Genomic DNA, 11444 nt, shown 5'->3' on the forward strand with positions numbered 1-11444 from the left:
GCACGCCGAGCTGCTCGGCGCCGCCGGGGCCGAGGTCGTGCCGTTCGACCCGCTGCGGGACGAGGAGCTGCCGCCGGGCACGGGAGGGCTGGTCATCGGGGGCGGTTTCCCCGAGATGTACGCGCCGGAGCTGTCGGCGAACGAGCGGCTGCGCAAGGCCGTGGCGGAGCTGGCCGCGTCCGGGGCGCCGATCGCCGCCGAGTGCGCCGGGCTGCTGTATCTGGCGCGCTCGCTGGACGAGAAGCCGATGTGCGGGGTGCTGCCCGCCGCCGCGCGGATGTCGGAGCGGCTGACGCTCGGGTACCGCGAGGCGGTGGCCGTCGCGGACAACCCGCTGGCGGCGGCCGGGCGGCGGGTGCGCGGGCACGAGTTCCACCGCACGGTGATCGAGCCGGGCGCGGGCGCGGCCCCGGCGTGGGGGATCGCCCACCCGGAGCGGCGCGTCGAGGGCTTCGTACAGGGCTCGGTGCACGCCTCGTACCTGCATGTGCACTGGGCGGGCGCGCCGGGGACGGCGCGGCGGTTCGTGGCCGGTGCGGCCGGTGTCACCGGTGGGGACGGGCCGCGTCGGTGACCGTACGGACGGCCGTACGCGTTCGCGCGGGTGCCGGGCCTTCAGGCGGCGATGCCGACGACCAGCCAGATGAAGCCCACCCCGGCCGCCGTGCACGCCAGCGTGGACAGCGCCGGATGGTCGTGGTGCGCCTCGGGGAGGATGTCCGAGGTGGCGAGGTAGAGCAGGACGCCGCCGAAGAAGCCGAGGTAGATTCCGAGCAATTGCTCCGGAAGGGTGAACAGGAGCGTCGAGGCCGCGCCGACGAGGGGGGCCAGCGCGTCCGCGCAGAGCATCAGGACGGCCTTCCGCCGCGCGTTCCCGTACAGGCTGGTGATCGTGTACGTGTTGAACCCGTCGGCGAAGTCGTGGGCGATCACGGCGAGCGCCACGGCCGCCGCCACCCCGCCGCCCACCTGGAAGGCCGCGCCGATGGCGACGCCGTCCATGACGCTGTGCCCGACCATCGCGGTGGCGGCGGTCAGGCCGACCTGCGGGACGCGTTCGTCGGGGTCGAGGCCGTGGGCCGCTTTGCGGACGGCGAGCAGCCGTTCCACGGCGTGGGCGGCGAGGAAGCCGAGTACGAAGCAGAGCAGGGCGGCCGGCACGCCGAAGACCTCGCGGTCGGCGGCCTCCAGCGCCTCGGGGAGCAGGTCCAGGCCGACGACGCCGAGCATCAGGCCGCCCGCGAGCCCGAGTATCAGGTGCCGCCGGTCGGTGACGCGCTGGGCGGTCCAGCCGCCGAGCAGCGTCATCAGGAACGCCCCCAAGGCTATGACGACCGGCACGGGTGCACCTCATCTCTCGGCTCCGCCGCGTCTCCCGGCTCCGCCGCCTGTTGTCCGCTGATCCCTGCTTACTGACCCCGGCCCTCCCCCGCATGTCCGACGGACGCGATTCCATCCCCTGCGCACCATCGAAGGAGCCCGCCATGACGCCGCACGGCCGCGCGCCCGCGCCCACCGTCTTCGTCGGGCTGGGCGCGTCCAGCGGGGCCGCCGCCGCGGAGGTGCTCGATCTGATCGGCCGGGTCCTGGCCGAGGCGGGCATCGCCCCCGAGGAGGTCGCCGCGCTGGCGACGGCCGCGACGAAGACGGGCGAGGCGGGGCTCGTGGCCGCCGCCGCGCACCTCGGGGTCGAGCTGCGCGGGTACGGGGCCGGGGCGCTGGCGCGCGTCGAGGTGCCGCATCCGTCCGGGGCCGTGCTCGCGGCTGTGGGGACGCCGAGCGTGGCCGAGGCGGCGGCGCTGCTCGCGGCGGGGGCGGGCGGCGTGCTCGTGGTGGGCAAGCGGAAGTCGGTTCCGGCGGCCGGGCCCGCGAGGGTGACCTGCGCCGTCGCGCGGGGCGCGGGCGGCGAGCGGAACGGACCTGCCCGCATGGGCGCGCCGGACCGAAAGTAACGTCTGGGGTCGGCCGTACGAGCCCCACGGCATTCAGCACAGCATTCAGCACGGAGGAGATCGAGTGACCACCCCGCCAGCGCTGCTCATCGCCGCACACGGCGCCCCCGACGAGGCGGAGGCCGAGGCGTTCGGAGAGGTCGTACGGACGTTGAGCGGCCGGGCCCCCGGGCTCGCAGTCGCGGGCACGCTCGTCGGGCGGGGCGCGCCCCGGCAGCTCGACGAGGCGGTCGCCGCGCTCGTCGGGCAGGGCGCCGGCCACATCACGGCCGTACCGCTGGCACTGGCCTCGGACGGGCCGGGCGTCGGCGGCCCCGGCGGCGTACCGGCCGCGCTGGAGCGGGCGCTGGCCCCGTACCCGGGTGTCGGCTACGCCTGTGGCCGCCCGCTCGGCCCGGAGCCGGAGCTGCTGGCGGTGCTGGAGCGGCGGCTGGACGAGGCGCTGGGCGACGGGTCTGCCCATACGTCCCCTACGTCCCGCACACCGTCGGACCGGGCGGCGACGACGGTGCTGCTGGTGGGCCGGGGTTCGGCCGACGCGGAGGCCAACGCCGAGGTGCACCGGGCGGCGCGACTGCTGTGGGAGGGGCGGGGCTACGCGGGCGTGGAGACGGCGTTCGTGTCGCTGGCCGCCCCCGATGTGCCGTCGGGGCTGGACCGGTGCGTGCGGCTGGGGGCGCGGCGGATCGTCGTGCTGCCGTATGTGCTCTTCTCCGGAACGGCGGCGGACCGGGTGCGGATGCAGACGGAGGGGTGGGCGGCGGCCCATCCCGAGGCGGAGGTGGTCCCGGCGGAGCCGATCGGCCCGGCGGAGGAGCTGATCGGGCTGGTCGTGGGGCGGTACGAGGAAACGGTGGGCGCTCATGCGTAGCACGTCGGACCGGGGCCCGGCGGACCGGAGCACGACAGCGGGGAGCCGGGCGGCGCCGGCGCACGACCTCCGGCACCACGGGGACGCCGAAGTGCGGGGCAGCGGTGCGGGGTTGACGGACCTGGCCGTGAACGTACGGTCCGGCACCCCGCCGGTCTGGCTCAAGGAGCGGATAGCGGCCTCTCTGGACGGGCTCGCGGCGTACCCGGACGGGCGCGCGGCGCGGGAGGCGGTGGCGGTGCGGCACGGGATCCCCGCCGAGCGGGTGCTGCTGACGGCGGGTGCGGCGGAGGCGTTCGTCCTCATCGCGCGCGCCGTGCCGGCCCGGCGGCCGGTCGTCGTGCACCCGCAGTTCACGGAACCGGAGGCGGCGCTGCGGGACGCGGGCCACGACGTGGAACGGGCCGTGCTCGACGAACGCGACGGGTTCCGTCTCGCGCCGGACGCGGTGCCCGCCGACGCCGATCTGGTCGTCATCGGCAACCCCACCAACCCCACGTCCGTACTGCACCCCGCCGACGCCGTCGCCCGGCTCGCCCGGCCGGGGCGGACCCTGGTGGTGGACGAGGCATTCATGGACGCGGTGCCGGGCGAGAGCGAGTCCCTGGCGGCGCGTACGGACCTGCCCGGCCTGGTCGTGCTGCGCAGCCTCACCAAGACCTGGGGCCTCGCGGGGCTGCGCATCGGCTACGCGCTGGCCGCGCCCGGCACGATCTCCACGCTGGCGGGCGCGCAGCCGCTGTGGCCGGTCTCGACCCCGGCCCTCGCGGCGGCCGAGGCGTGCAGCGCTCCCCCGGCCCTCGCGGAAGCCGGCCACGCCGCGCACCGCATCGCCTCCGACCGGGCCCATCTGGCGGCGCGGCTGGCGGAGTTCGAGGAGGTGCGCGTGTACGAACCGGCGGCGGGCCCCTTCCTCCTGATCCGCCTCCCGAACGCCGCCCGCGTCCGCTCCCGCCTCCGCGACCTCGGCTTCGCCGCCCGCCGCGGCGACACCTTCCCGGGCCTCGGCCCGGACCACCTCCGCCTCGCCGTCCGCGACCGCGCGACGACGGACCGCTTCGCGGTGGCGCTGGCCAAGGCGCTGGGCGAGGGGTAAGGAGCGGCGGCGCCGGGCCCATGCCGGGCCGCGCCCACGAGGGTTCGCTCCCGGCCGGCCCGCCGAGCGGCGGACCAGCCGCTGGTGAACCGCGCACCGGGCGTGCCGCCGGGCGTGGTGAGCCCGGCTGACGACACCTCCCGGTGCGCGAACCCCTCAGCCCGGTGCGGTGGGCCCAGGCCCCTCCGGCCCCTGCGGGCGCCCGTGCCCCCATCCTCAGCCGCGTCCCCCCGCGGCGGCGGACCGGCGGCGGAGGGCGATGAGAGTTCCGGCGCCCGCCGCGACCAGGAGGGCGGCGCCGCCCGCGAGGTACGGGGTGAGGGAGTTGCCGCCGGTTTCGGCGAGGTCGGCGGGGGCGTGGCCGGAGCCGGTCTGGGGCTTGGGGGCCGGGGGCGCCGGGGTGCTGGGGGCGGAGGGGCTCGGGGTGGCGGCGGTCCTGGGGGTTTCGCAGGTGGCCCGGGCGAGGGTGATTCTGCCCTTCACGTCCGCCACGTTGAGCTTGAGCGGGTTGACCTCGACGCCGAGTTCGAGCGCGGTGGCCGCCGCGGTGCGCGACGTGGTCGAGGTCTTCGACAGGTCGAGCCGGACCTCGCCGACGCCCGGCACCTCCACCTTGGTCGTACCGGCCGCCGAGAGGGTGATCTTCTTGCCGAGCACCGACACGTCGCCGAGCACGTTCGACGAGGCGGTCGGCTTGCGGCCCGCCTCGCACACGGCCTTGGACGTGACCTGCTGGATCTCGATGAGAGAGAGCAGCGGCAGGCCCGGCACGTGCACCTTGGCGTGCGCGAGGTCGGCGTAGCCCCGCGCGGCGTGCCGGTCCGCCGTGGCGCGCGCCGTGGCCACATCGGCGCGGAGCACATGGACCGGGTTTCCGCGGTCGACGCCGTCCACGGTGACGCTGAGCGCCGTCTTGGCGGCCTCGGCGGGCGCGTGGACCTCGTTGAGGGAGGCGGAGAGCGGCACGTCGATGGTCTTGTTGAGCAGCGAGACGTCGAGCCCCGCCCGGAGGACGACCGCGTCGGCCTTGCCGCCGCCGGCGGCGGAGCCGTCAGTGGCGGAGCCGTCAGTGGCGTGTGCCGGCGCGGCGCCGGAGAGGGCGGCCGGTCCGGCGGCGAGCGCGGTGGCCACGGCGACCGACGCGAGACGGCGTACGGGCAGGCCGAAGGGGAAGCTGGCGGTGCTGGACATGCGTGTGGGACCCCCACATGAGGCATGGAGCCGTCGGCGCAGCCAATGGGGGACATCGCGCGCTGACGGCTTGGACCCCGTCATGTTTGACGCACCGAGGGTGAACGGGCAGCTACCTGGCGTCAGTTCATTCCAAAGGGTGGTTACCGCATCTGGATTCGATTCTCCTGGCGCATCCGCACCCCGTCCGGTCCACGATGCGAACCACTTGTTCGATATACGCAGGTCATCGCTAAAGTGCCGTTCTGTGTCACATGAGCAGACCGATCAGCAGACGGATCAGCCCACCGAGGCTCCCCCCGCAACCGCCCCCACCCCCACCTCCGAGGTCGGCTCGCCCGCCGCCGACCGGGCCGCGCGCCTCGCGGTAACGGTCTTCCCGCTGCTCGTAGTGGCGGCCGGGGCGCTCGGGCTCGCCTTCCCCTCGCCCTTCACCGGCTGGGCGCCCGCGGTCCCGTACCTGCTCGGCGTCGTGATGTTCTCGATGGGGCTCACCCTGACGCTGCCGGACTTCACCGCCGTCGCCAAGCGCCCCTGGGCGGTCGCGATCGGGCTGGTGGCGCACTACGTGATCATGCCGGGGCTGGGCTGGCTCATCGCCACCGTGCTCGACCTGCCGCCGCAGCTCGCCGCCGGGGTGATCCTGGTCGGCTGCGCGCCGAGCGGCACGGCCTCGAACGTCGTCACCTACCTGGCGCGCGGCGACGTGGCCCTGTCGGTGTCGGTCGCCACGGTCTCCACGCTCGTCGCACCGCTCGTCACACCGCCGCTGACGCTGCTGCTCGCGGACCAGTTCCTGCACGTCGACGCGGGCGCGATGGTCACCGACATCCTCAAGACGGTGCTGGCGCCGGTCCTGCTGGGCGTGCTGGTCCGACTGGTGGCGAGTCGTTATATCGACAAGGTGCTGCGGGTGCTGCCGTGGATCTCGGCGGTCACCATCGCCGTCATCGTGCTGACGGTGGTCTCCGGCAGCGCCAAGCTCATCATGGACGCGGCGGGCCTCGTCTTCGTCGCCGTCATCCTCCACAACGGGCTGGGTCTCGCCCTCGGCTACGCCTCCGGCAAGCTGGCCCGGCTCGGCAGGCCCGGCAGCAAGGCGATGGCCTTCGAGGTCGGCATGCAGAACTCCGGCCTCGCCGCCTCGCTGGCCACCGCCCACTTCAGCCCGGCGGCCGCGCTGCCGGCGGCGGTCTTCTCCGTCTGGCACAACATCTCGGGAGCGCTGGTGGCGGCCTGGATGGGCCGCTCGTCCCGCCGGACGGAGTAGCCCGGGGCACGCGCCCCCACGGGCGTGCGGCGCGAGGTCAGCGGATCACCCTTCCCCGCAGCACCACCCGGTCCGGCGACCCCAGCACCCGTACGTCCGCCCGCGGATCCGTCCCGTAGACGACGAGGTCGGCCGGGGCGCCCTCCTCCAGTCCCGGGCGGCCGAGCCACTGGCGGGCGCCCCAGGCGGTGGCGTGCAGCGCGGCGGACGCCGGGATGCCGGCCTTGACCAGTTCGGCGACCTCCTGGCCGACCAGCCCGTGGGCCAGCGCGCCGCCCGCGTCCGTACCGACGTACACGGGCACCCCCGCGTCGTACGCAGCGCGCACCGTGTCGTACCGCCGCTCGTGCAGCCGCCGCATATGGGCGGCCCAGCGCGGGAACTTCCGCTCGCCGCCCGCCGCGAGCTTCGGGAAGAGGGCGATGTTGACGAGCGTGGGGACGATCGCGACGCCGCGCTCCGCGAACAGCGGGATCGTCTCCTCCGTCAGCCCGGTGGCGTGCTCGACGCAGTCGATGCCCGCCTCGACCAGCGGCGCGAGGGTCTCCTCGGCGAAGCAGTGCGCGGTGACGCGCGCGCCGAGCCGGTGCGCCTCGGCGATGGCTGCCTCGACCTCGCCGCGCGGCCAGCAGGCCGACAGGTCGCCCGTCTCGCGGTCGATCCAGTCGCCGACGAGCTTGACCCAGCCGTCGCCGTTGCGGGCCTCCCGCGCCACATAGGCCACGAGGTCCTCCGGCTCGATCTCGTGCGCGTAGTTGCGGATGTAGCGGCGGGTGCGGGCGATGTGGCGGCCCGCGCGGATGACGCGCGGCAGGTCGTCCCGGTCGTCGATCCAGCGGGTGTCGGAGGGCGAGCCGGCGTCGCGCAGCAGCAGCGCGCCCGCGTCACGGTCGGTCACCGCCCGCTTCTCGCTGGTCGAGGCGTCGACCGGGCCGTGCTCGTCGAGGCCGACGTGGCAGTGGGCGTCGACCAGGCCGGGCAGCGTCCAGCCCTCGATGACGGTGGTCTCGCGCGCGCCGCGCGGCCGCTCGTACGTGATGCGCCCGTCGATCACCCACAGTTCGTCGCGTACGTCCTCCGCACCGACCAGCACCCGCCCCTTGACGTGCAACACCGGCGGCCCCGACACCACCGGCACCCCTGAAAACCCCGACAACCCCGCGCTATCGCTCATGGACGGCACTGTACGAGCCCGAACACGCGTGTGCGTAGGGCGCCCGCGACGCGCTCCCCGGCATGCCGCCCTGCTCCTCGCCCGGCCCCTCGAAGACTCCTTCCCCGCCGATTGCGGACTCGCCCCGTTCTCCTTCCCGCAATCCGCGCCCCAATCCCTATTGATGAATTATTTATTCCATCCCTAGAATCCTATTAAGCGCAGCTTCCCGCATTCTTCTGCCCGCTTTCCCGGACCTTAAACACCAAGATTCCGCTAACGCCGGATGGCGTAATTCCAGGGAATCTCAAGACCGTTACGCAGATGTGACACACTCCACAACACGCCCGTATTGCCCAGAAAATACCGGACAAACCACAACATCTCGCGGCCGAGCCGCGCGCTCGCGGGCCCCCGCGCGTTAACATAAATGTGCATCCCGCGTAACCCCTACCCGCGATGCAATTTCGAATTTAGCTCGGTAAATTCAATCCGCATGACCGCCGCACAAGCAGACCTTGCACGTGCCCGCTGCGAATTTCTCGAAATGCCGGAGGGGCTGAAGCTCGACACTCCATGTCTGGAGGACGGAGCCGCGATCTGGCGCATCGCCCGCGACTCCGAGGTGCTGGATCTCAACTCCTCGTACAGCTACCTCCTGTGGTGCCGCGACTTCGCCGCCACCTCGGCGGTGGCCCGGTCCGAGGGCGGCGAGCCGGTCGGCTTCGTGACCGGCTACATACGCCCCGAGCGCCCGCGCACCCTCGTCATCTGGCAGATCGCCGTCGACGGCGCGCTCCGCGGCCGGGGGCTCGCCGCCGCGCTGCTGGACGGACTGGTGGAGCGGACCGCGCGGGAGCTGGGCGTGGACGAGCTGGAGACCACGATCACGGCCGACAACGCCCCCTCCAACCGGCTGTTCGCCTCGTTCGCCGAGCGGCACGGCGCCCGCTTGGAGCGCGAAGACCTCTTCGTCGCCGAGCTGTTCCCGGACGCCGGTCACGAGCCGGAGGTGCTGCACCGCATCGGCCCGATCGTCGTGGCCTGAGGCAGACCCCCTCATGGCCCGAGGCCGACCCCCTCTCCCCGGCACACCCCCATCGCTTCTCAACTCACCCCCTCGCGATTCGTCTCCCAGGAGAACGCTGTGACCATCACCCCGCCCGCCCTGAGCGTCTTCGAGACCCTGGAGTCGGAGGTGCGCAGCTACTGCCGCAGCTGGCCCGCCGTCTTCGACCGTGCCCAGGGCAGCTACATGTACGACGAGGACGGCCACACCTACCTCGACTTCTTCTCCGGCGCCGGCGCCCTCAACTACGGCCACAACAACCCGGTGCTCAAGCGCGCGCTGATCGACTACATCGCGCGGGACGGCGTCACGCACGGCCTGGACATGGGCACCACCGCGAAGCGGGCGTTCCTGGAGTCCTTCCAGAACATGATCCTGCGCCCGCGGGACCTGCCGTACAAGGTCATGTTCCCCGGCCCGACGGGCACCAACGCCGTGGAGGCCGCGCTCAAGCTGGCCCGCAAGGTCAAGGGCCGCGAGTCGATCGTGTCGTTCACCAACGCCTTCCACGGCATGTCGCTCGGCTCGCTCGCGGTCACCGGCAACGCCTTCAAACGGGCCGGCGCGGGCATCCCGCTGGTGCACGGCACCCCGATGCCGTTCGACAACTACTTCGACGGCCGCGTCCCCGACTTCCTGTGGTTCGAGCGGCTGCTGGAGGACCAGGGCTCCGGTCTGAACACCCCCGCCGCCGTCATCGTCGAGACGGTGCAGGGCGAGGGCGGCATCAACGTCGCCCGCCCCGAGTGGCTGCGCGCCCTCGCCGACCTGTGCAAGCGCCGCGACATGCTGCTCATCGTCGACGACATCCAGATGGGCTGCGGCCGGACGGGGGCGTTCTTCTCCTTCGAGGAGGCGGGCATCACCCCGGACATCGTGACGCTGTCGAAGTCCATCGGCGGCTACGGGATGCCGATGTCGCTCACGCTCTTCAAGCCGGAGCTGGACATCTGGGAGCCGGGCGAGCACAACGGCACCTTCCGCGGCAACAACCCGTCCTTCGTCACCGCCGCCGCGGCCCTGGACACCTACTGGGCCGACGGCCAGACCGAGAAGCAGACCCTCGCCCGCGGCGAGCAGGTCGAGCAGGCGCTCCGCGCGATCTGCGAGGAGCACGTGCGGCTCGGCGCCGAGTACCGCGGCCGCGGCCTGGTCTGGGGCCTGGAGTTCACCGACAAGTCGCGCGCCACGGCGGTGGCCCGGCGCGCCTTCGAACTCGGCCTGCTGATCGAGACGTCCGGCCCGGAGAGCGAGGTCATCAAGCTCCTCCCGGCCCTGACCGTCACCCCCGAAGAGCTGGACGAGGGTCTGCGGACCCTCGCCCGAGCGGTCAACGAGACCGCCTGACCGCAGTACGCGCGGTGAGCGCGCCAGGCGCGGCCAGCGCAGTATGTACGTACGAGAGAAAGGCAGCATCGCACCGTGATCGTCCGATCCTTCAAGGACATCGAGGGCACCGACCGGCACGTCAAGGCGGCGACCGGCACCTGGGAGAGCAAGCGCATCGTGCTGGCCCAGGAGCGGGTGGGCTTCTCGCTCCACGAGACCACGCTCTACGCGGGCACCGAGACGTCGATGTGGTACGCCAACCACATCGAGGCCGTGCTGTGCGTGGAGGGCGAGGCCGAGCTCACCAATGACGAGACCGGCGAGAAGCACCTCATCACGCCCGGCACCATGTACCTGCTCAACGGGCACGAGAAGCACACCATGCGCCCGAAGACCGACTTCCGGTGCGTCTGCGTCTTCAACCCGCCGGTCACCGGCCGTGAGGACCACGACGAGAACGGCGTCTACCCCCTGCTGACCGAGCCGGAGCCCACTCCGGAGACCGTCAGCAGCTGAAACCGCGAGCCCCGCAGGCCCAAGAGAGGAGAGATCATGACCACCGCCCCCGAGCGCACCACTGACCTGTACCCCACCCGTGGCACGAGCGAGGTGACCACCCAGCGCCAGGACCCGGTGGTGTGGTCCGACCCTGGGGCACCGGGGCCGATAGCTGCGGCTGACCTGCGGGACTACGAGCGGGACGGCTTCCTCGCCGTCGATCAGCTCATCACCCCCGATGAGGTCGGGGTCTACCGCGCCGAACTCGACCGGCTGATCGCCGATCCGGCCGTACGGGCCGACGAGCGCTCGGTCGTCGAGCCGAAGTCGCGGAAGGTGCGGTCGGTGTTCGAGGTGCACCGGCTCAGCGAGGTGTTCGCCGGCCTGGTCAGCGATCCACGGGTGGTGGATCGCGCCCGGCAGATCCTGGGCTCGGACGTGTACGTCCACCAGTCCCGGATCAACGTCAAGCCGGGGTTCGGGGCCAGTGGTTTCTACTGGCACTCGGACTTCGAGACCTGGCACGCCGAGGACGGGCTGGCGAACATGCGGACCGTGTCGGTCTCGATCGCGCTGACCGAGAACTACGACACCAACGGCGGCCTCATGATCATGCCGGGCTCGCACCGGACGTTCCTGGGCTGCTCGGGCGAGACGCCGACGGACAACTACAAGCAGTCGCTGAAGATGCAGGACGCCGGCACCCCCTCGGACGAGGCCCTGACCGGCTTCGCCGAGCAGCACGGCATCAAGCTCTTCACGGGCCGGGCCGGGTCCGCGACCTGGTTCGACTGCAACTGCATGCACGGGTCGGGCGACAACATCACGCCCTTCGCGCGCAGCAACGTCTTCATCGTCTTCAACAGCATGGAGAACCCGGCGGTGGAGCCCTTCGCGGCCCCGGTCCCCCGCCCGTCCTTCATCGGCGCACGGGCCCCGTTCACGCCCGTGAAGTAGCACCCGGTGCGGTAGCACCACCTGGCATGACGCGCCCGTGGGCGGCCCTCGCCAAAGG

11 protein-coding genes and 1 pseudogene are annotated in these 11444 nt (G+C 72.8%); 9 read left to right on the forward strand and 3 right to left on the reverse strand.

The genetic code is table 11. The annotated features are described in order from the left end of the window. Positions 1-574: pseudogene (locus ACFU99_RS17310) on the forward strand (cobyrinic acid a,c-diamide synthase); the annotation flags it as partial. A 41-nt stretch (positions 575-615) separates the two neighbouring features. On the opposite strand, the gene ACFU99_RS17315 reads toward ACFU99_RS17310, so the two are convergent. Further along, a complete protein-coding gene (locus ACFU99_RS17315; protein ID WP_384392322.1) occupies positions 616-1341 on the reverse strand; it encodes a ZIP family metal transporter in 726 nt (241 codons plus the stop codon). A 143-nt stretch (positions 1342-1484) separates the two neighbouring features. On the opposite strand from ACFU99_RS17315, the gene ACFU99_RS17320 reads away from it, so the two are divergent. The 3 genes from ACFU99_RS17320 (at position 1485) to cobC (ending at position 3919) form a co-directional block, all read left to right on the forward strand. After that, complete coding sequence (locus ACFU99_RS17320; protein ID WP_384392325.1) at positions 1485-1952, forward strand: cobalamin biosynthesis protein; 468 nt, start codon at positions 1485-1487, stop codon at positions 1950-1952. Positions 1953-2016: 64 nt separating this feature from the next. Continuing rightward, positions 2017-2823 carry a sirohydrochlorin chelatase gene (locus ACFU99_RS17325; RefSeq protein WP_384392329.1) on the forward strand — a complete coding sequence of 269 codons (807 nt, stop codon included), beginning with the start codon at positions 2017-2019 and terminating at the stop codon, positions 2821-2823. Further along, positions 2816-3919 (forward strand): Rv2231c family pyridoxal phosphate-dependent protein CobC, encoded by a 1104-nt coding sequence (gene cobC / locus ACFU99_RS17330; RefSeq protein ID WP_384392332.1) that lies wholly within the window; start codon positions 2816-2818, stop codon positions 3917-3919. The genes ACFU99_RS17325 and cobC overlap by 8 nt, the downstream gene beginning before the upstream one ends. 216 nt (positions 3920-4135) lie before the next feature. Here cobC and ACFU99_RS17335 read toward each other — a convergent pair whose 3' ends face one another. Then, a complete protein-coding gene (locus tag ACFU99_RS17335; protein ID WP_384392335.1) occupies positions 4136-5110 on the reverse strand; it encodes an SCO1860 family LAETG-anchored protein in 975 nt (324 codons plus the stop codon). A 247-nt stretch (positions 5111-5357) separates the two neighbouring features. On the opposite strand from ACFU99_RS17335, the gene ACFU99_RS17340 reads away from it, so the two are divergent. Then, complete coding sequence (locus tag ACFU99_RS17340) at positions 5358-6380, forward strand: bile acid:sodium symporter family protein (RefSeq protein WP_384392338.1); 1023 nt, start codon at positions 5358-5360, stop codon at positions 6378-6380. Between the two features lie 37 nt (positions 6381-6417). Here ACFU99_RS17340 and ACFU99_RS17345 read toward each other — a convergent pair whose 3' ends face one another. Next, positions 6418-7554: an amidohydrolase family protein gene (locus ACFU99_RS17345; protein WP_384392341.1), complete on the reverse strand. Its 1137-nt coding sequence runs from the start codon at positions 7552-7554 to the stop codon at positions 6418-6420. A gap of 475 nt (positions 7555-8029) precedes the next feature. Between ACFU99_RS17345 and ectA the strand changes: the two genes are divergently transcribed. From ectA to thpD, 4 genes are all read left to right on the forward strand, one after another. Then, positions 8030-8581 (forward strand): diaminobutyrate acetyltransferase, encoded by a 552-nt coding sequence (gene ectA, locus ACFU99_RS17350; RefSeq protein ID WP_384392344.1) that lies wholly within the window; start codon positions 8030-8032, stop codon positions 8579-8581. Between the two features lie 99 nt (positions 8582-8680). Beyond that, complete coding sequence (ectB, locus tag ACFU99_RS17355) at positions 8681-9949, forward strand: diaminobutyrate--2-oxoglutarate transaminase (RefSeq protein WP_384392347.1); 1269 nt, start codon at positions 8681-8683, stop codon at positions 9947-9949. Positions 9950-10024: 75 nt separating this feature from the next. After that, positions 10025-10447, forward strand: coding sequence for an ectoine synthase (locus ACFU99_RS17360; RefSeq protein ID WP_384392350.1), 423 nt, complete (start codon positions 10025-10027; stop codon positions 10445-10447). Positions 10448-10483: 36 nt separating this feature from the next. Then, entirely contained in the window at positions 10484-11386 is a 903-nt protein-coding gene (gene thpD, locus ACFU99_RS17365; RefSeq protein WP_384392353.1) for an ectoine hydroxylase, read from the forward strand. Positions 11387-11444 lie beyond the last annotated feature (58 nt).

Origin of the sequence: Streptomyces sp. NPDC057654, from assembly GCF_042800135.1 — a bacterium.
Taxonomy (GTDB): domain Bacteria; phylum Actinomycetota; class Actinomycetes; order Streptomycetales; family Streptomycetaceae; genus Streptomyces.